This window comes from Streptomyces sp. JW3 (genome assembly GCF_052216785.1).
In the GTDB taxonomy this organism is placed as follows: domain Bacteria; phylum Actinomycetota; class Actinomycetes; order Streptomycetales; family Streptomycetaceae; genus Streptomyces.
Genome location: NZ_JBQOUX010000012.1, coordinates 20,704 through 39,889, shown reverse-complemented (window position 1 = coordinate 39,889; position 19,186 = coordinate 20,704). Strand labels below are relative to the sequence as shown.

Annotated in this window: 20 protein-coding genes; 15 read left to right on the top strand and 5 right to left on the bottom strand. The window is 70.3% G+C overall.

The genetic code is table 11. From position 1 onward, the window contains the following. The first annotated feature begins 72 nt into the window (after positions 1 to 72). The 10 genes from ACTT8P_RS07745 to ACTT8P_RS07700 all read left to right on the top strand — a co-directional run bounded on the left by ACTT8P_RS07745 (position 73) and on the right by ACTT8P_RS07700 (position 8,442). On the top strand, positions 73 to 507 hold the full coding sequence (locus tag ACTT8P_RS07745; protein ID WP_442830787.1) for a hypothetical protein: 435 nt from the start codon (positions 73 to 75) through the stop codon (positions 505 to 507). Between the two features lie 225 nt (positions 508 to 732). Then, entirely contained in the window at positions 733 to 1,554 is an 822-nt protein-coding gene (gene atpB / locus ACTT8P_RS07740) for a F0F1 ATP synthase subunit A (RefSeq protein ID WP_442830786.1), read from the top strand. 73 nt (positions 1,555 to 1,627) lie between these two features. Then, positions 1,628 to 1,858 (top strand): ATP synthase F0 subunit C, encoded by a 231-nt coding sequence (gene atpE / locus ACTT8P_RS07735; RefSeq protein WP_024884520.1) that lies wholly within the window; start codon positions 1,628 to 1,630, stop codon positions 1,856 to 1,858. A gap of 41 nt (positions 1,859 to 1,899) precedes the next feature. Beyond that, positions 1,900 to 2,445 (top strand): F0F1 ATP synthase subunit B, encoded by a 546-nt coding sequence (locus ACTT8P_RS07730; RefSeq protein WP_361161526.1) that lies wholly within the window; start codon positions 1,900 to 1,902, stop codon positions 2,443 to 2,445. Continuing rightward, a complete protein-coding gene (locus ACTT8P_RS07725) occupies positions 2,442 to 3,257 on the top strand; it encodes a F0F1 ATP synthase subunit delta (RefSeq protein WP_442830785.1) in 816 nt (271 codons plus the stop codon). Before ACTT8P_RS07730 ends, ACTT8P_RS07725 begins: the two co-directional genes overlap by 4 nt. 154 nt (positions 3,258 to 3,411) lie before the next feature. Beyond that, positions 3,412 to 5,004 carry a F0F1 ATP synthase subunit alpha gene (gene atpA, locus ACTT8P_RS07720; protein WP_442830784.1) on the top strand — a complete coding sequence of 531 codons (1,593 nt, stop codon included), beginning with the start codon at positions 3,412 to 3,414 and terminating at the stop codon, positions 5,002 to 5,004. Positions 5,005 to 5,024: 20 nt separating this feature from the next. Further along, entirely contained in the window at positions 5,025 to 5,942 is a 918-nt protein-coding gene (locus ACTT8P_RS07715; RefSeq protein WP_442830783.1) for a F0F1 ATP synthase subunit gamma, read from the top strand. Then, a complete protein-coding gene (atpD, locus tag ACTT8P_RS07710) occupies positions 5,942 to 7,378 on the top strand; it encodes a F0F1 ATP synthase subunit beta (protein WP_442830782.1) in 1,437 nt (478 codons plus the stop codon). The genes ACTT8P_RS07715 and atpD overlap by 1 nt, the downstream gene beginning before the upstream one ends. 113 nt (positions 7,379 to 7,491) lie before the next feature. Continuing rightward, on the top strand, positions 7,492 to 7,866 hold the full coding sequence (locus tag ACTT8P_RS07705) for a F0F1 ATP synthase subunit epsilon (RefSeq protein WP_361161536.1): 375 nt from the start codon (positions 7,492 to 7,494) through the stop codon (positions 7,864 to 7,866). Between the two features lie 129 nt (positions 7,867 to 7,995). Beyond that, positions 7,996 to 8,442, top strand: coding sequence for a DUF2550 domain-containing protein (locus ACTT8P_RS07700; RefSeq protein WP_442830781.1), 447 nt, complete (start codon positions 7,996 to 7,998; stop codon positions 8,440 to 8,442). A gap of 14 nt (positions 8,443 to 8,456) precedes the next feature. Here the strand turns inward: ACTT8P_RS07700 and ACTT8P_RS07695 are convergent, their stop codons facing one another. The 4 genes from ACTT8P_RS07695 to ACTT8P_RS07680 form a co-directional block, all read right to left on the bottom strand. Continuing rightward, entirely contained in the window at positions 8,457 to 10,283 is a 1,827-nt protein-coding gene (locus ACTT8P_RS07695; RefSeq protein WP_442830780.1) for a glycosyl hydrolase family 18 protein, read from the bottom strand. 203 nt (positions 10,284 to 10,486) lie between these two features. Continuing rightward, positions 10,487 to 11,059 (bottom strand): cob(I)yrinic acid a,c-diamide adenosyltransferase, encoded by a 573-nt coding sequence (locus ACTT8P_RS07690; RefSeq protein WP_442830779.1) that lies wholly within the window; start codon positions 11,057 to 11,059, stop codon positions 10,487 to 10,489. 13 nt (positions 11,060 to 11,072) lie between these two features. After that, positions 11,073 to 11,822, bottom strand: coding sequence for an ABC transporter permease (locus tag ACTT8P_RS07685; protein ID WP_442830778.1), 750 nt, complete (start codon positions 11,820 to 11,822; stop codon positions 11,073 to 11,075). A 19-nt stretch (positions 11,823 to 11,841) separates the two neighbouring features. Further along, complete coding sequence (locus tag ACTT8P_RS07680; protein WP_442830777.1) at positions 11,842 to 12,627, bottom strand: ABC transporter ATP-binding protein; 786 nt, start codon at positions 12,625 to 12,627, stop codon at positions 11,842 to 11,844. Positions 12,628 to 12,707: 80 nt separating this feature from the next. On the opposite strand from ACTT8P_RS07680, the gene ACTT8P_RS07675 reads away from it, so the two are divergent. From ACTT8P_RS07675 to ACTT8P_RS07660, 4 genes are all read left to right on the top strand, one after another. Beyond that, positions 12,708 to 13,349 carry a TetR/AcrR family transcriptional regulator gene (locus tag ACTT8P_RS07675; RefSeq protein WP_442830776.1) on the top strand — a complete coding sequence of 214 codons (642 nt, stop codon included), beginning with the start codon at positions 12,708 to 12,710 and terminating at the stop codon, positions 13,347 to 13,349. A 124-nt stretch (positions 13,350 to 13,473) separates the two neighbouring features. Beyond that, entirely contained in the window at positions 13,474 to 14,322 is an 849-nt protein-coding gene (locus ACTT8P_RS07670) for a 3-hydroxyacyl-CoA dehydrogenase family protein (RefSeq protein WP_442830775.1), read from the top strand. A gap of 185 nt (positions 14,323 to 14,507) precedes the next feature. Next, positions 14,508 to 14,831 (top strand): STAS domain-containing protein, encoded by a 324-nt coding sequence (locus ACTT8P_RS07665; protein WP_442830774.1) that lies wholly within the window; start codon positions 14,508 to 14,510, stop codon positions 14,829 to 14,831. Positions 14,832 to 15,110: 279 nt separating this feature from the next. After that, positions 15,111 to 17,714: an ATP-binding protein gene (locus tag ACTT8P_RS07660; RefSeq protein ID WP_442830773.1), complete on the top strand. Its 2,604-nt coding sequence runs from the start codon at positions 15,111 to 15,113 to the stop codon at positions 17,712 to 17,714. 61 nt (positions 17,715 to 17,775) lie between these two features. Here ACTT8P_RS07660 and nucS read toward each other — a convergent pair whose 3' ends face one another. Then, complete coding sequence (nucS, locus tag ACTT8P_RS07655; RefSeq protein WP_361161554.1) at positions 17,776 to 18,447, bottom strand: endonuclease NucS; 672 nt, start codon at positions 18,445 to 18,447, stop codon at positions 17,776 to 17,778. 281 nt (positions 18,448 to 18,728) lie between these two features. Here nucS and ACTT8P_RS07650 point away from each other — a divergent pair, with 281 nt between their 5' ends. After that, positions 18,729 to 19,121, top strand: a complete 393-nt coding sequence (locus tag ACTT8P_RS07650; RefSeq protein ID WP_442830772.1) for an SCO5389 family protein — start codon at positions 18,729 to 18,731, stop codon at positions 19,119 to 19,121. Positions 19,122 to 19,186: the final 65 nt, after the last annotated feature.

Here is a 19,186-nt window from a genome sequence, read left to right as displayed (position 1 = left end):
GACCCCACTCAGCCCGGGACTACGCTCGTCCATGACGACACCCTGCCCCCTGCGAAAAGCGGAGTTGCCGCCATGCCGTCCAATGACGCCCGGATCCTCCTCCATGCCGCCGTGCCCACGGCTGCCGTCGGTGTTGTAGCCACCGTCGTCAGTGCCGTGGTGGCCGGCGGCAAGGGTGCGGTCGGCGCTGTCGTCGCGACGCTGCTGGTGCTGCTGTTCATGGGGCTCGGGCTGTACGTGTTGCAGCGCACCGCCAAAACGCTTCCGCACCTTTTCCAGTCGATGGGCCTGATGCTCTACGGAGCGCAGATCCTGCTGCTGTTCATCTTCCTGGCCGCGTTCAAGAACACCACGCTGTTCAACCCGCGGTCGTTCGCGATCACCTTGCTCGTCGCCACCCTCGTGTGGATCGCCGCCCAGACGCGCGCCCACATGAAGGCCAAGATCCTCTATGTCGAGCCCGACTCGACGGCCGACAAGCCCGAGAAGACGGGCCGCCCGTCGTGAGGGGTAGGGCCGGGATAAAGAGGCATGTGAACTCCTGCTATCGTCCGGTGCCAACTGCGGCATCGCGGGCGCGGGCATCCGAGCTGACGCCTGCTCATTCGCGAGGCGAGATGCCCCACAGCCGCCCCCACATCCGTAACACCAGTCCCGTGCCGAACCGCGGCTCCGCGCCGCGCCGACACAACGAGGTTGCCGTACCTATGCGCCACGCTGAAGGAGCCCGCGGTGAGTGCTGACCCGACGCAGGTGCTCGCCTTCGAGACCGACTGCCACATCTTCGACGGCTGTGGCTTCCCGGCTCCCGGCCTGCACTCGTTCCTGTTCGAGCCCCTGTGGGGCGACCACGACAGCAACTTGTACTTCAACAAGCCGATGCTGCTGGCGCTGCTCGGCTCGATCATCATCGTCGGGTTCTTCTGGGCCGCCTTCCGCAAGCCGAAGGTTGTCCCGGGCAAGCTCCAGATGGTGGCCGAGACCGGTTACGACTTCATCCGCCGCGGTGTCGTCTACGAAACCATCGGCAAGAAGGAAGGAGAGAAGTACGTTCCGCTGATCGTCTCCCTCTTCTTCTTCATCTGGATGATGAATCTCTGGTCGATCGTCCCGGTGGCACAGTTCCCGGTGACGTCGATCATCGCCTACCCGGCGGTTCTCGCGCTCGTCGTGTATGTCCTGTGGGTCTCGCTGACGTTCAAGCGGCACGGCTTCGTCGGCTTCTTCAAGAACGTCACGGGGTACGACAAGTCCCTGGGTGCGGTGCTGCCGCTGGCCATGCTCATCGAGTTCTTCTCGAACCTGCTGGTGCGGCCCTTCACGCACGCCGTGCGACTCTTCGCGAACATGTTCGCGGGCCACACCCTGCTGCTGCTCTTCACGATCGCCAGCTGGTACCTGCTGAACGGCGTCGGCATCGCCTACGCGGGCGTCAGCTTCATCATGACGATCGTCATGACGGCCTTCGAACTTTTCATCCAGGCACTTCAGGCGTACGTCTTCGTGCTCCTCACGTGCACGTACATCCAGGGCGCGCTCGCCGAGCACCACTGACCGCCCTGTACCCCCACCCCTGATCGTCCGGTGGCCAACCCCCATCGGTCCGTAAAGAAAAGGAAGAACTGGCATGTCCCAGACCCTTGCCGCTGTTTCCGGCTCGCTCGGCTCCATCGGTTACGGCCTCGCTGCCATCGGCCCCGGCGTCGGCGTCGGCATCATCTTCGGTAACGGCACCCAGGCCCTGGCCCGTCAGCCCGAGGCGGCCGGCCTGATCCGCGCCAACCAGATCCTCGGCTTCGCCTTCTGTGAGGCGCTCGCCCTGATCGGTCTGGTCATGCCGTTCGTCTACGGCAAGTGATCACGGATCAACTTCCAGCCGACTAGACGAAAGGCACTTACATGAGCCAGCTGCTCACGGTGGCGGCCGAGGAGATGGAGAATCCCCTCGTCCCGCCGATCCCCGAGCTTGTCATCGGCCTGATCGCCTTCGTCATCGTCTTCGGCTTCCTCGCCTGGAAGCTCCTCCCGAACATCAACAAGGTTCTGGACGAGCGTCGCGAGGCCATCGAGGGCGGTATCGAGAAGGCCGAGGCCGCGCAGACCGAGGCCCAGAGCGTCCTCGAGCAGTACAAGGCACAGCTCGCCGAGGCCCGGCACGAGGCCGCGCGACTGCGCCAGGAGGCGCAGGAGCAGGGCGCCACGCTCATCGCCGAGATGCGCGCGGAAGGCCAGCGGCAGCGTGAGGAAATCATCGCCGCCGGTCACGCCCAGATCGAGGCCGACCGCAAGGCCGCCGCGTCCGCGCTGCGGCAGGACGTCGGCAAGCTCGCCACGGAGCTGGCCGGCAAGCTGGTCGGCGAGTCCCTGGAGGACCACGCCCGCCAGAGCCGCGTCATCGACCGCTTCCTCGGTGACCTCGAGGAGAAGGCCGAGGCGGCGCGATGAACGGAGCGAGCCGCGAGGCCCTGGCCGCCGCACGCGAGCGTCTCGACGCGCTGACGGACGCCACGTCCGTGGACGCCGGCTCGCTCGCCGACGAGCTGGCCTCCGTCACCGCGCTGCTCCACCGCGAGGTGGGCCTGCGCCGGGTCCTCACCGACCCGGCGCAGACCGGCGAGGCCAAGGCCCAACTGGTCCAGCGTCTGCTCGGCAGCCAGGTCAGCGGCACCGCCGCCGACCTGGTGGCCGGCCTGGTGCGCTCCCGCTGGTCGCAGTCCCGCGACCTGGTGGACGCCCTGGAGGAGCTGGCCGACACCGCCGACCTGACCGCCGCCGAGAAGAACGGCAGCCTCGACGACGTCGAGGACGAGCTGTTCCGCTTCGGCCGGATCGTCGGCTCCAACACCGGGCTGCGGGCCGCGCTGACCGACCGCAAGGCCACCGTCCCCGCCAAGAGCGAGCTGCTGCACAGCCTGCTCGGGGGCAGGGCCAATCCGGTCACCGAGCGGCTGGTCACGCGCCTTGTGACCGCGGCGCGAGGACGTAGCCTGGAGACGGGCCTCGAGTCCCTGTCCAAGCTCGCCGCCGACCGTCGCAACCGCATGGTCGCCGTCGTCACCTCGGCGGTCCCGCTGAGCGACTCGCACAAGCAGCGCCTCGGCGCCGCCCTCGCGAAGCTCTACGGCCGCCCGATGCACCTCAACCTCGACGTGGACCCCGAGGTCCTCGGCGGGCTCCAGGTGCGGGTCGGTGACGAGGTCATCAACGGCTCCATCGCCGACCGCCTCGCCGAGGCCGGCCGCCGACTGGCGGGCTGACCGCAACTTCATAGCAGTACGAGCAGTACGTACGTGTACCTACGGCCCGGTTGGGCCGTGCAGAGGATTCACCTCGTTCAGGGGGGAGTCCGGAGTGTTGAGACATCCCCCCAAAGTGAAACTTCGGGCCCAACAAGGAGAGCAGGGAACCCAGATGGCGGAGCTCACGATCCGGCCGGAGGAGATCCGGGACGCACTGGAGACCTTCGTCCAGTCGTACCAGCCGGACGCGGCCTCGCGCGAGGAGGTCGGTACGGTCACCCTTGCCGGCGACGGCATCGCGAGGGTCGAGGGTCTTCCCTCGGCCATGGCCAACGAACTGCTGAAGTTCGAGGACGGCACCCTCGGCCTCGCGCTCAACCTCGAAGAGCGCGAGATCGGTGCCATCGTCCTCGGTGAGTTCAGCGGCATCGAGGAGGGCCAGCCGGTCACCCGCACCGGAGAGGTCCTCTCCGTCGCGGTCGGCGAGGGCTACCTCGGCCGCGTGGTCGACCCCCTCGGCAACCCGATCGACGGCCTCGGCGAGATCGAGACCAGCGGTCGCCGCGCCCTCGAGCTGCAGGCCCCCACGGTCATGCAGCGCAAGTCGGTGCACGAGCCGATGGAGACCGGCTACAAGGCCGTCGACGCCATGACCCCGGTCGGCCGCGGCCAGCGTCAGCTGATCATCGGCGACCGCCAGACCGGCAAGACCGCGCTGGCCGTCGACACGATCATCAACCAGCGCGACAACTGGCGCTCGGGCGACCCGAACAAGCAGGTCCGCTGCGTGTACGTCGCCATCGGCCAGAAGGGGTCCACCATCGCCTCCGTGCGTGGTGCCCTCGAAGAGGCCGGCGCGCTGGAGTACACCACCATCGTCGCCGCCCCGGCCTCCGACCCGGCCGGCTTCAAGTACCTGGCGCCGTACACCGGCTCGGCCATCGGCCAGCAGTGGATGTACGAGGGCAAGCACGTCCTGATCATCTTCGACGACCTGTCGAAGCAGGCCGACGCCTACCGCGCCGTCTCCCTGCTGCTGCGCCGCCCGCCGGGCCGCGAGGCCTACCCGGGTGACGTCTTCTACCTGCACTCCCGTCTCCTTGAGCGCTGCGCCAAGCTCTCCGACGACATGGGTGCCGGCTCGATGACCGGTCTGCCGATCGTCGAGACCAAGGCCAACGACGTCTCGGCGTTCATCCCGACCAACGTCATCTCCATCACCGACGGCCAGTGCTTCCTGGAGTCGGACCTGTTCAACGCCGGTCAGCGCCCCGCGCTGAACGTCGGTATCTCCGTCTCCCGAGTCGGTGGTTCCGCGCAGCACAAGGCGATGAAGCAGGTCTCCGGCCGACTGCGCCTGGACCTCGCCCAGTACCGCGAGCTGGAGGCGTTCGCCGCCTTCGGTTCCGACCTGGACGCCGCGTCCAAGTCCCAGCTGGAGCGCGGTCAGCGGCTGGTCGAGCTGCTCAAGCAGGCTCAGTACCAGCCGATGCCGACCGAGGACCAGGTCGTCTCCGTGTGGGCCGGTACCACCGGCAAGATGGACGACGTCCCGGTCGCCGACATCCGCCGCTTCGAGAAGGAGCTGCTCGAGTACCTGCACCGCAAGGAGCAGGGCCTCATGACCTCCATCAAGGAGGGCGGCAAGATGTCCGACGACACCATCCAGGCCATCGGCGACGCCATCGCGGAGTTCAAGAAGCAGTTCGAGACCTCGGACGGCAAGCTGCTCGGCGAGGACGCTCCGGCCGCTGCCGCCAAGTGACGTAAGGAAGGACCTGACTCATGGGAGCCCAGCTCCGGGTCTACAAGCGTCGCATCCGATCCGTCACCGCGACCAAGAAGATCACCAAGGCGATGGAGATGATCGCCGCCTCGCGCGTCGTCAAGGCGCAGCGCAAGGTGGCGGCCTCCACGCCGTACGCGACCGAGCTCACCCGCGCGGTCACGGCGGTCGGTACGGGTTCGAACACCAAGCACCCGCTGACCACCCAGGCCGAGACGGTCACCCGTTCCGCGGTGCTGCTGCTGACGAGCGACCGCGGGCTGGCCGGTGCCTTCAACTCCAACGCCATCAAGCAGGCGGAGCGGCTCACCGAGCGGCTGGAGCGCGAGGGCCGGGAGGTCGTCGTCTACATCGTCGGCCGCCGGGGTGTCGCCCACTACAACTTCCGTGAGCGCCCGATCGCGGAGTCGTTCACCGGCTTCACCGACGAGCCCTCGTACGCGGACGCCAAGCAGGTCGCGGCTCCGCTCATCGAGGCCATCGAGAAGGACACCGCGGACGGCGGCGTGGACGAACTCCACATCGTCTACACGGAGTTCGTGTCGATGATGACCCAGACCGCGATCGGCAGCCAGTTGCTGCCGCTCCGCCTCGACGAGGTGGCCCAGGAGTCGAAGGCGAAGGACGAGATCCTTCCGCTGTACGACTTCGAGCCGTCCGCCGAGGACGTTCTCGACGCGCTGCTGCCGCGGTACGTCGAGAGCCGGATCTACAACGCGATGCTCCAGTCGGCCGCCTCCAAGCACGCCGCCACGCGGCGCGCGATGAAGTCGGCCACCGACAACGCGGGTGAGCTGATCAACACGCTCTCCCGACTTGCCAACGCGGCCCGCCAGGCCGAAATCACCCAGGAAATCAGCGAGATCGTCGGTGGCGCCAGCGCCCTGGCCGACGCGACCGCGGGGAGTGACAAGTAATGACGACCACTGTTGAGACGGCCGTTGCCACGGGCCGCGTCGCCCGGGTCATCGGCCCGGTCGTCGACGTGGAGTTCCCCGTCGACGCGATGCCGGAGATCTACAACGCCCTGCACGTCGAGATCGCCGACCCGGCGAACGCGGGCGAGAAGAAGACGCTGACCCTGGAGGTCGCCCAGCACCTGGGTGACGGCCTGGTCCGCACCATCTCGATGCAGCCCACCGACGGCCTGGTCCGCCAGGCTCCGGTCACCGACACCGGCACGGGCATCTCCGTCCCGGTCGGCGACTTCACCAAGGGCAAGGTGTTCAACACCCTCGGTGAGGTGCTGAACTCCGACGAGAAGTACTCGGGCGAGCGCTGGTCCATCCACCGCAAGGCCCCCAACTTCGACGAGCTCGAGTCGAAGACCGAGATGTTCGAGACCGGCGTCAAGGTCATCGACCTGCTGACCCCGTACGTCAAGGGCGGCAAGATCGGTCTGTTCGGCGGCGCCGGCGTCGGCAAGACGGTGCTCATCCAGGAGATGATCTACCGCGTCGCCAACAACCACGACGGTGTCTCGGTGTTCGCCGGTGTCGGCGAGCGCACCCGTGAGGGCAACGACCTCATCGACGAGATGAGCGAGTCCGGCGTCATCGACAAGACCGCCCTGGTCTTCGGTCAGATGGACGAGCCGCCGGGCACCCGTCTGCGCGTCGCGCTGGCCGGCCTGACCATGGCCGAGTATTTCCGTGACGTCCAGAAGCAGGACGTGCTGTTCTTCATCGACAACATCTTCCGCTTCACGCAGGCCGGCTCCGAGGTCTCCACCCTGCTCGGTCGGATGCCCTCCGCGGTGGGCTACCAGCCGAACCTGGCCGACGAGATGGGTCTCCTCCAGGAGCGCATCACCTCGACCCGCGGTCACTCGATCACCTCGATGCAGGCGATCTACGTCCCCGCGGACGACCTGACCGACCCGGCCCCGGCCACCACCTTCGCCCACCTCGACGCGACGACGGTGCTCTCCCGTCCGATCTCGGAGAAGGGCATCTACCCGGCCGTGGACCCGCTGGACTCCACGTCCCGGATCCTGGACCCGCGCTACATCACGGCGGACCACTACAACACCGCGATGCGTGTGAAGAACATCCTGCAGAAGTACAAGGATCTTCAGGACATCATCGCGATCCTCGGCATCGACGAGCTCGGCGAGGAGGACAAGCTGGTCGTCCAGCGAGCCCGCCGCGTGGAGCGCTTCCTGTCCCAGAACACGCACGTCGCCAAGCAGTTCACCGGTGTGGACGGCTCCGACGTGTCGCTGGACGAGTCGATCACCGCGTTCAACGCGATCTGCGACGGCGAGTACGACCACTTCCCGGAGCAGGCGTTCTTCCTGTGCGGTGGTATCGAGGACCTGAAGAAGAACGCGAAGGAGCTGGGCGTCTCCTGACCCCGGTGATTTCGTAGGGAGGGGGCGGGCGCGTCCCGCCCCCTCCCTCACGCCCCTTAGACTTGTAACCAACACCCGGCGCACCCGCCGGGTGGTGACCCGAGGAGCCACCCTTGGCTGCTGAGCTGCACGTCGCGCTGGTCGCGGCCGACCGAGAGGTCTGGTCCGGCGAGGCCACCCTGGTCGTCGCGCGCACCACGTCCGGCGACATCGGCGTCATGCCCGGTCACCAGCCGCTGCTCGGTGTGCTGGAGTCGGGCCCGGTGACCATCCGTACGAGTGACGGCGGGACGGTCGTCGCGGCGGTGCACGGCGGTTTCATCTCGTTCGCCGACGACAAGCTGTCGTTGCTGGCCGAGATCGCCGAGCTGTCGGACGAGATCGACGTCCAGAGCGCGGAGCGGGAACTGGAGCGCGCCAAGGCGGAGGGCGACGCCTCCGCCGAGCGCCGCGCGGATGTCCGACTGCGGGCGGCGTCGGCGCGCTGAGCCTGGGCGCCGTGCTATGACGTGACTCAGCCGCGGCTGGGACCGGAGCGATCCGGACCCGGCCGCGGCTGAGGCAGATGTGGATGTTTTTTACGTTCCGTTACCTAGGAGACGAGGAGGTCGGTGCCGGTGGTCCTCGCTCTGACTGTGTGCGGAATCGTCATCGCCGTCGTGGCGGTGGGACTCTTCGTCTTCGGCCTGCGCCGCCGGCTGATCCAGCGCTCGGGCGGCACCTTCGACTGCTCGCTGCGCTGGGACGCGCCGAAGGAGGGCGACGGCAACGGCAAGGGGTGGGCGTACGGAGTGGCCCGGTACAACGGCGATCGCGTCGAGTGGTACCGGGTCTTCTCGTACTCGCCCCGCCCGCGCCGGGTCCTTGAGCGCGGCTCGATCGAGGTGGCCGGCCGCCGGCTCCCGGACGGCGAGGAGGAGCTGGCGCTGCTCTCCGAAGCCGTGGTCCTCGCGTGTCTGCACCGGGGAACACGGCTGGAACTGGCGATGAGCGACGACGCGCTGACCGGATTCCTCGCGTGGCTGGAGGCAGCCCCGCCCGGTCAGCGCGTCAATGTTGCCTGATCCCTTTTTGAGGGCTACTGCAATCCGCTGCTGATCGCGCTGACCAGCTCGCCGTTGCTGGTGTCGCCGCTGAACTCCCAGAAGAAGGCGCCGCCCAGGCCCTGGCTCTTGGCCCAGCTCATCTTCCCGGCGATGGTCGACGGGGTGTCGTAGGACCACCACTGGGTGCCGCAGTGCGCGTACGCGGTGCCGGCCACGGTGCCGGTGACCGGACAGCTGTTCTTCAGCACCTTGTAGTCCTCGATGCCGGCCTCGTAGGTGCCGGGTGCCGCGCCGGTCGCCGTGCCGCCGGGGGCGTCCTGGGTGACGCCGGTCCAGCCGCGGCCGTAGAAGCCGATGCCGAGCAGCAGCTTCGACGACGGGACGCCCTTGGCCTTGAGCTTGGCGATCGCGTCCGCGCTGTTGAAGCCGGCGGTCGGGATGCCGGAGTACGAGGTCAGCGGGGAGTGCGGGGCGGTCGGGCCGGTGGTCGCCCAGGCGCCGAAGTAGTCATAGGTCATCACGTTGTACCAGTCGAGGTACTGCGCGGCGCCGCCGTAGTCGGCCGCGTCGAGCTTGCCGCCGGACGAGCCGTCGGCGGTGATCGCGGCGGTGATCAGATAGTCGTCGCCGAACTCGGTGCGCAGCGCGCCGGTGAGGTTCTTGAAGGCGGCGGCACCCGAGGTGTCGCAGGTCAGGCCGCAGGCGTTCGGGTACTCCCAGTCGATGTCGATGCCGTCGAAGACATCGGCCCAGCGCGGGTCCTCCACCACGGCCTTGCAGGACTTGGCGAACGCGGCGGCGTTCTGCGCGGCCTGGCCGAAGCCGCCGGAGTAGGTCCAGCCGCCGAAGGAGTACAGGATCTTGATGTTCGGGTACTTCGCCTTCAGCTGCCGCAGCTGGTTGAAGTTGCCGCGCAGCGGCTGGTCCCAGGTGTCGGCGGTGCCGGAGACGGACTGGTCGGCGGTGTACGCCTTCTCGTACGCGGCGAAGGTGTCGTCGACCGTGCACTGGCCGTTCTTGACGTTGCCGAACGCGTAGTTGATGTGGGTGATCTTCGAGGCGGAGCCCGAGGTCACCAGGTTCTTGACGTGGTAGTTGCGGCCGTAGACGCCCCACTCGGTGAAGTAGCCGAGGTTGACCTTGCCGGCCGGGGTGCCCGGGTCGGTGGAGCCGCCGCCGGTGGTGGTCACCTTGACCGAGCCGCCGGCCGGGCCGGTCTGGTCGGCGGTGTCGCGGGCCTGCACGCTGTAGGAGTAGGCGGTGCCCTTGGTCAGGCCGGTGTCGGTGTAGGTGGTGCCGGTCACCGTGGCGACCTTACTGCCGTCGCGCAGGACGTCGTAGTTCTTGATCCCGTTGTCGTCGGTCGCCGCCGACCAGGACAGTTTCACCGAGGTGTCGGTGATGTCCGAGGCGGTCGGGGTGCCCGGGGCGGAGGGGGCCGCGTCGCCCGGCACCGAGGTGCCGTCGCAGGAGCCGCCGTTGAGCTTGCAGCCGGTGGGGGAGCCGGTGCCGGAGCCGTTGAAGCCGAAGGAGACCGAGGCGCCGGGGGCGAGCGTCCCGTTCCACGACTTGTTCTTGGCGGTCCAGTGGGTGCCGGCGGAGGTGACGTCGGCGTCCCAGGCGGAGGTGACGGAGGTGCCGGAGGGGAAGTCCCACTCGACGGTCCAGGAGCTGAGGGAGGTGGTGCCGGTGTTCTTCACCGTCCACTTGCCCTCGAAGCCGGTGCCCCAGTCCGAGGCCTTGGTGTAGGTGGCGGTCGCCGCGGTGGCCGCCTGGGCGGGGGCGGCGAGGGCGACGAGTCCGGTGAGGGGGAGTGCGAGGGTCGCGAGCAGGGCCGCGGCTCTGTGTCTGAAGCGCACGGTGCGCCTCCCTTGTATGGGTGATGTCGTGGGCATGCCTGACCGACAGGCCCGCAGTGCCGCGAGAATAGAAAGGTCTGGACCATAGGTCAATAGGTCTGGACCACTGGCCCGGAGAGGGGCTTTCCAAACCCCCGACTCCTGGGTCGGCACCACTGCGTGCCCCCGGCCGCGCCCGCTGAAGGGAGAGCGCCGGCGTCGGGCTACCGCTCCCCGCCCGGCACCCACAGCACGTCCCCGGTCTCCTTGTTGGCGTACCGGGCCAGGATGAACAGCAGGTCGGAGAGGCGGTTGAGGTAGGTCGCGGTGAGCGGGTTCATCGTCTCGCCGTGCGCCTCCAGCGCCGCCCAGGTGGACCGCTCGGCCCGCCGGACCACCGTGCACGCCTGGTGCAGCAGGGCCGCGCCGGGTGTGCCGCCGGGCAGGATGAAGGAGCGCAGCTTCTCCAGCTCGGCGAGGTAGCGGTCGCAGTCCGCCTCCAGCCGGTCGACGTAGAACTGCTCGACCCTGAGCGGCGGGTACTCCGGGTCCGCCACCACCGGCGTCGACAGGTCCGCGCCCACGTCGAACAGGTCGTTCTGCACCCGCACGAGGACCTTCACGACCTCCTCCTCCAGCGCCCCCAGCGCGATCGCGGCACCGAGCACCGCGTTCGCCTCGTTGGCGTCGGCGTACGCGGCGATCCGCAGATCGGTCTTGGGCACCCGGCTCATGTCCCCGAGGGCGGTGCTGCCCTGGTCGCCGGTTCTGGTGTAGATGCGCGTCAGGTTGACCATGGGCCCAGCGTAGTTACGCGCCCTCGGTACGGAACACACGTGTGCCCGCCGCCACGGCCAGCGCGGCGAAGGCGACGGCGACCAGGGCGCCGTACAGCATGTGCGCGGTGGCGTACGAGCCGACGTAGGCGTCCCGCACCGCGTCCACCAGATAGCGCAGCGGCATCAGGTGGGAGAGGACGTCCAGCCAGGCCGGGCCCAGCGCCATCGGCAGCATCAGGCCGGACAGCAGCATCGACGGCATGGTCAGCGCGTTGACCGTGGGCCCGAACTCCTGCGGGCTGCTGACCTTCATCGCCAGCGTGTACGACAGCGCGGCGAGCGCGACCGTGAGCAGCGCGACGAACGCGAAGCCGATCAGCACCCCGGCCAGCGGGGCCCGCAGGCCCATCGCCAGCGCGGCCAGCACCAGCAGCACCGCCTGGAAGCCGAAGAGCGTGGCGTCCCGCAGCACCCGGCCCAGCAGCAGCGCCAGCCGGCTCACCGGCGTGACCCGCATCCGGTCGATCACCCCGGTGTTCTTCTCCAGCACCACCATGAAACCGGCGAACGAGGCACCGAACAGGGCGAGTTGCAGCAGCAGCCCGGGAACCAGCACCTGCCAGGAATCGCCCCGCCCGCCCAGCGGCAGCCCGGTCAGCAGCGGGCCGAAGAAGAGCAGGTACAGCATCGGCATCAGCACCCCGAAGAGCAGCGCGAACCGGGAGCGCAGCGACTGGCGGGCGTATCGGCCGTAGACGACAGCGGTGTCGTGCAGAAACATGGGGAGGCTCCTCCGGGCTCTATACGGCTACGGGGGCGGGGTCGGCGGCGGACGCGGGGCCGCGGCCGGTGACGGCGAGGAAGGTGTCCTGGAGCGAGGCGTCCAGGGAGCCGCCGTACCTCAGCTTCAGCGCGGACGGGGTGCCCTCGGCGGCGACCACTCCCTGGTCGACGACGACCAGCCGGTCGGAGAGGGCGTCGGCCTCGTCGAGGTAGTGCGTGGTCAGGAAGACGGTCGTGCCGTGCTCGTCGCGCAGCCGGCGCACCAGCTCCCACAGGCCGGCCCGGCTGCCGGGGTCCAGGCCGGTGGTCGGCTCGTCGAGGAAGAGCACCTTCGGGCGGTGGGTGAGCGCCATCGCGATGTCCAGGCGCCGGCGCTGGCCGCCGGACAGCGCGCCGCACCTGCGGTCGAGCAGCTCGGTCAGGCCGAGGTCGCGGGCGAGTTCCGCGGCGCGCTCAGCGGCCCGCGCCCTGGTCAGGCGGTAGAGGCGGCCCTGGGTCACGAGCTCCTCCCGTACCGAGATCTGCGGGTCGACGCCGCCGGACTGGGCCACGTACCCGCAGGCCGCGCGGACCCCGGCCGGGTCGCCGGCCAGGTCGCAGCCGGCCACCGTGGCCGCGCCGCCGGTCGGCGCCAGCAGGGTGGTCAGCATCCGCAGGACGGTGGTCTTGCCGGCGCCGTTCGGGCCGAGGAAGCCGAGGATCTCGCCCTCGCGGACGGTGAGGTCGATGCCGCGCACGGCTTCCACCGGGCCGCGCTTCGTCCGGAAGGTACGCGCCAGTTGGGCCGTACTGATGATTGCCATGCCCGACAGAAAAACAGAGTCACTCCAAAATTGCAATGTCTCCAAGTTTTCAGGCGCACCAGCGAAGCTAGGATGGCGCTGTGGCCGAGGGACTCAGGGAACGGAAGAAGCGGCAGACCAGGCAGTACATCTCCGATGTCGCCACGGGTCTGTTCATCGAGCGCGGCTTCGACGCCGTCACCGTCGCGGAGGTCGCCCAGGCCGCCGACGTCTCGGTCAACACCGTGTACAACTACTTCCCGGCCAAGGAGGACCTCTTCCTCGACCGCTCCCGGGGGGTCGTCGACCGGCTCTCCCGCTGGGTGCGGGGCCGGCGGGCCGGCGAGTCGGCCGCCGCGGCGGTCCTGCGCGAGCTGCGCGAGGAGGTCGAGGCGGTGTCGCCCCGGGTCGGCCTGATGGACGGCTACGCGGCGTTCATGCGGGTGGTGCACGACTCGCCCGCGCTGCGCTCCCGGATGTGGGCCATCGGCCAGGAGGTCGTCGTCGACCTCGAACGGACTCTCAGGGAGGAGGTCGGCGCCGGGGAGCACGACCCGCTGCCCGGACTGATCGCCGGTCAGATCAGCTGGCTGCACAGCACGGTCATGGCCGGGATCGGACAGCGCATGCTGGCGGGCGGCACCCCCGCCGGGGTCTCCCGCGAGATGCTGCTCGTCCTGGACGAGATGGCGGACCTGTTGGGCGAGAAGGTGCTCAACTACGCCGTACGAGGCCCCGCGTGACCCACCCCGGTGTGATGTCCGTCATGTGAGACGTGACGCGCGTTACTTACCGGTCACAGGGCCCCTCACTCCCGCTAATCTCCGCCGGAGAGACAAAAGCACCCGCATCCAGGGGAGTCGCACAGTGGCACGGAAGCTCGCCGTCATCGGAGCCGGCCTCATGGGGGCCGGTATCGCCCAGGTCTCCGCGCAGGCGGGCTGGGACGTGGTGCTGCGCGATGTCACCGACGAGGCGCTGCGGCGCGGTACCGGGTCCATCAAGGCGTCGTACGACAAGTTCGTCGCCAAGGGGAAGCTGGAGGCGCACGACGCCGACGCCGCGCTCGCCCGGATCACCGCGACCACCGAGCTGGACGCCGTCGCGGACGCGGACGTCGTCGTCGAGGCCGTGTTCGAGAAGCTCGAGGTCAAGCACGAGATCTTCCGGGCGCTGGACAAGCTGGTGCAGGACGGGGCGATCCTCGCCTCCAACACCTCCGCCATCCCGATCACCAAGATCGCGGCCGTGACGGACCGCCCGGAGCGGGTGGTCGGCACGCACTTCTTCTCGCCGGTGCCGATGATGCGGTTGTGCGAGCTGGTGCGGGGCCACAAGACGAGCGACGAAACCCTCGCCACCGCCCGGGAGTTCGCCGAGTCGACCGGCAAGACCTGCGTCGTCGTCAACCGGGACGTCGCCGGGTTCGTCACCACCCGGCTCATCTCCGCCCTCGTGGTCGAGGCCGCCAAGCTCTACGAGTCCGGCGTCGCCACCGCCGAGGACATCGACCTGGCCTGCCAGCTGGGCTTCGGCCACGCCATGGGGCCGCTGGCCACCGCCGACCTGACCGGCGTGGACATCCTGCTGCACGCCGCCAGCAACATCTACACGGAGTCACAGGACGAGAAGTTCGCCCCGCCGGAGCTGATGCGCCGGATGGTGGACGCCGGTGACATCGGACGCAAGAGCGGGCAGGGCTTCTACAAGCACTGAGCTCCGCCCTCGCTCCGGTGAACGTCACACGCCGGAGTGAATTCGGTATCGGTTGGCTCTCAGGTGGCAACCGCGACGCGTTGCACACAGTCAGAAGGTGCATCACCTTCACGGCACACCGAGCACACCGACCACCGGTACGAGACCACACCGCGGAGCACGAGACGCACGCACGGGGAGCGCATATGCACATCAGGGGCGACCACGCCGAGCTGGTCGTCGGGGGCCGCCTCGACGTCCGCAGCGCGGCGGACGCCCGTACGGCCTTGCACGCGGCCGTCGACGACGGAGCCGGCGACCTGGTGCTCGACCTGTCCGAACTGGACTCCTGGGACGCCACCGGACTCGGCGTGATCATGGGAGCCCACCGGCGGGCCGGCCGCTGCGGCCGGCGCCTGGTGCTGCGCGGCGTACCGCCGCAGATGCAGCGCCTGCTGGTGGCCACCCGGCTGCACCGCATCCTGGCGATCGAGGGCGGCATCGGAGTGGAGACGCTGCCCCGGGTGTGACCCGGGCGGGACCGGCGGGGTCCGAGCGCCGGGCGAGAGGGGACAGCAGCCGCCGAACCGCACGACACGCGCAATCCTCACGAGACTGTGACGTCTCGGACGAGGCGGTACCCCGGACTGTCGGAGATACTGGGCTACGGTTTAGGGTCTGGCTGCCCGCTCTCTCGTTGACCCACCGGCGGGCCCGGACCAGAAGCGACAGCGCGGTGTGCGGCAAGGCCGGGAGGGTGGTCCCGACCGGTGACCGAAGCACACGACGCTTTTGGGGGGCTTGAACCTATGGACCCGAACAACCGGGGACCTGCGGAGTACGGCCATGACGGCGACGGCGACGCGCCGCGCCCACGCCCGCCCAGGGACCCCCTCACACCCGACTTCGGCCAGTCCGCGCCCGCGCTGGCCCGCACGGTGCAGCTGGTCGCCGGCGACTTCCTGCTCACCGTCAACCCGGTCGACGGCAGCGAGATCGAGGTCTGTCCGCCGGGAGAGCGCCCCGAGCGCCCGCGCAAGCTGACCGCCGCCGAACGCGCCGAGGTGGAACGGACCGGCCGGCCGCCGGTGCCGCCCGGCCCGGCGCTGCCCGCGCTGCCGCTGCTGGCCCGCCAGGACGAGCGGGACCGCCTGGTGCGGCTGCTGGCCCGCGGCCGTTCGGTCCGCCTCACCGGCCCCGGCGGCTCCGGCCGCACCAGCCTCCTTGACCGGGTCGCCGAGGACTGCGCCGACCTCGCCCCCGACGGCGTGGTCCGCCTCAAGGGCTTCCGCCGCTCGGCCGACGACCTGCTGCACGACCTCTTCCACGCCGTCTACCAGGCCCCCCTGCACCGCCCGGGGCGCGAGGAACTCCTCGGGTACGTCCGGGAGATCGGCGCGGTCGTCGTCCTGGACGACGCCGAGTTCGGCGGCGCCGCCCTGGACGACCTGCTGGACGCCACCCCCGAGTGCGCCTTCCTCGTCGCCGCCACCCCCGAGGTCGCCGCCCCCTCGGCCGACGCGGCCGTCGAGGAGGTCTTCCTCACCGGCCTGGACCGCGCCGACGGCGTCGCCCTGCTGGAGCGCGCCGCCGGCCGGCCGCTCACCGAGGAGGAGGCCAACTGGGCCGGCGACCTCTGGTTCGAGTCCGAGGGCCTGCCGCTGCGCTTCGTGCAGGCCGGCGCGCTGCTGCGGCGCCGCGACCGGCTGCGGGCCGGCGCCGACGCCGTCGACGAGTTCGGCGTGTTCACCGACGCCGCCCCCGAGGACGCCACGCCCGCCGACCCGGCCGCCGCCGACGACGTACCGCTGCCGTCCCTCGGGGAGGCCGCCGCGCCCGCGCCGCTGCTCGCCTCGCGGCTCAGCGGCTCGGCCCGGGCCGCCCTGGAGTTCGCCGTCGCCCTCGGCGGCGAGGTGCCGCACCAGGCGCATCTGCCGGCGCTGGCCGGAGACACCCACGCGGACGCCGCCCTCGGCGAGCTGGCCGCCTGCGGCCTGGTCTCCCCGGTCGGCTCCCGCTACCGGCTCGCCGCCGGCGTGCTGACCCAGCTGGAGGCCGCCGGGTACGGCGAGAGTGCCGCCGGGCGGGTGCTGGACGCCGCCCAGCACTACGCCTGGTGGGCCGGGCACCCCTCGGTGACCCCGGAACGCGTCTGCGCCGAGGCCGACGCCGTACTGGCCGCCCTGGCCGTGCTGGCGCCGGCCGCGACCCCGCCCGGCCGGGACCCGGAGACCGGCGAGGACGAGGAGAGCCCGGCCGTCCGGCTGGCCCGCGCGGCGGCGCCCGCGTTCGCCGCCGGACTGCACTGGGGCGCCTGGGAGCGGGCGCTGCGCTCCGGCAGCGAGGCCAGTCGGCTCGCCGGCGACGTCGCCGAACAGGCCTACTTCCACCACGAACTGGGCGTCCTCGCGCTGTGCGAGGACCAGCTCGACCGGGCCCGCGCCGAACTGGAGGCGTCCGTCGGACTGCGCGGCGCCGCCGCCGACAAGCGCGGCACCGTGGCCGGCCGGCGCGCCCTCGCGCTGGTCGCCGACCGCTCCGGCGACACCCCGGGCCTCGGCGCGCTCGCGGCCGGTCCGCTGGGAATCGCCGCCGCCGCGGCCGCGTTCGGGCCGACCGCGGGGGAGGAGGTGCCCGACGCCCGGCACGAGGAGTCGGCGTCGCCGGCCGCCGGGGTGCCGGCGCCGTTCCCGCCGCTGCAGCCGACCCCGTACGCCCCGACCGTGGTCAACCGTGGTGCGGCCGGTCCGGCCGGTGCGCGCACGGGGCCGTCCCGCAAGGCGCGCGGCGGCCTCAAGGGCTTCGCCCGGCGCAACCTGGTCGCGGCCGGCGCAGGCGCGCTGCTGGTCGCGGTGCTCGGTACGGTCGTCACGCTCGGCGCCACCTCCGACGGCGAGGGCAACGACCCCTCGGACCAGGTCGGCGTCAACCCCTCGGCCAGCCAGGGCGCCGACGACGGCGGCCTGGGCGCCGACCGGCCCGCCGACGAGGGCGACGCCGCGGGGGAGCCCGGCGCGGCCGGCGCCGCCACCACCGACCCGGGCCCGGACGGCACGCCCGGCACCTCCGACGACCCGACGCCCACCGGCACCGGGACTCCTTCGGACGACCCGAGCGGCACCCGTGATCCGAGCGACCCGGAGGACACGGACGACCCGTCGACGAAGCCGCCCGCGACCTCCAAGCCGCCGACCTCGCAGCCGCCCAAGACCTCGGAGCCGCCGGAGACCTCGGAGCCGCCGGAGACGTCCCAGCCGCCGGAGACCTCCGAGCCGCCGCCGGAGACCTCGGACCCCGAGACCACCCCGGAGACCTCCGACTCGGCCAGTGGACCGACGACCACCACCAGCGCCACCACGAGCGCGCCGGGGGCCGACGCGAGTTCGGGCTCGGTGTCGCCGCAGCTGATCTGAGGAACCCGAGCGAAAGGGCCGGGAACCACGAACGGTTCCCGGCTCTCAGTCGTACCGCCGCCTAGAACAGCCGCAGCTTGTCGTCCTCGATGCCGCGCAGCGCGTCGTAGTCCAGCACCTGGCAGCCGATGCCCCGGTCGGTGGCCAGCACCCGGGCCTGCGGCTTGATCTCCTGGGCGGCGAAGACGCCGCGCACCGGAGCGAGATGGGGATCGCGGTTGAGCAGGTCGAGGTAGCGGGTGAGCTGTTCCACGCCGTCGATCTCGCCGCGCCGCTTGATCTCCACGGCGACGGTCTTCCCGTCGGCGTCCCGGCACAGGATGTCCACCGGCCCGATGGCGGTCGGGTACTCGCGGCGGATCAGGGTGTAGCCCGCGCCGAGGGTCTCGATGCGGTCGGCGAGCAGTTCCTGGAGATGCGCTTCCACGCCGTCCTTGATCAGGCCGGGGTCCACGCCCAGTTCGTGCGAGGAGTCGTGCAGGATCTCCTCCATCGTGATGATGAGCTTCTCACCCGCCTTGTTGACGACGGTCCACACGCCCGCCTCGTCTCCGGTGCCCTCCTTCAGGGCGCACGGCGGCGACATCCAGTTCAGGGGCTTGTAGGCCCGGTCGTCGGCGTGGATCGAGACGCTGCCGTCCGCCTTGACCAGGATCAGGCGGGGCGCCGAGGGCAGGTGCGCGGTGAGCCGCCCGGCGTAGTCCACGGAGCAGCGGGCAATGACGAGACGCATGGTCGGCAACGCTACTCGACGCGCCCGCCCCGGCGCGATTCGTACCCTGGGCAGGTGGTGTGCGGTCCGTCCCACTTCTCCCATAGGCCCTACCTTGCGCACTGGCCGATTGTGCGCCTACGGGAATCCGCGCATCCGGGCATTCTCCTGGTGCCGCCCCGCCGGGGTGCTTACGGTATTCAACGGGAGGTCGCGAGATGCGTACACAGCGTGTTCGATGTCGCGGACTCCCTTTAACTGTCCGGCAACCCCTGCTGGTCGGGGGTGCGAGAGGAGTACTCATGTCGCTCGACGTCTCACCGGCCCTACTCGAACAGGCCGAGCGAGGCGAGGTCGACGAAGCGGACTTCGTCGACTGCGTCCGGACCTCCCTGCCCTACGCGTGGGAGATGATCAGCTCCCTGGTGGCACAGCTGAAGGTGGACGGCGGCGAGTTCGCCGACAACCAGACGCCTCCGCCGGACGAGCAGGCACGCGGCCAGCTGCTGCGTGTGCTCGCGAGTGACGCGATACGCGGCGCCCTGCAACGGCACTTCGGGATACGGCTGGCCTTCCAGAACTGCCACCGGGTGGCGGTCTTCCCGACCGATCCCGCGGTGGACGCCACGCTGGCCCGGTTCACCTCGGTGCGGGGCCAGTTGCTGAACCAGTCGCCCGAACTGCGCGACTGCTGACGCCGGAGACCGTCGGCTTGCCGCTCCGTACGCGGGAGGTGCGGGTTGTGCCGGAGCGGCAAGCT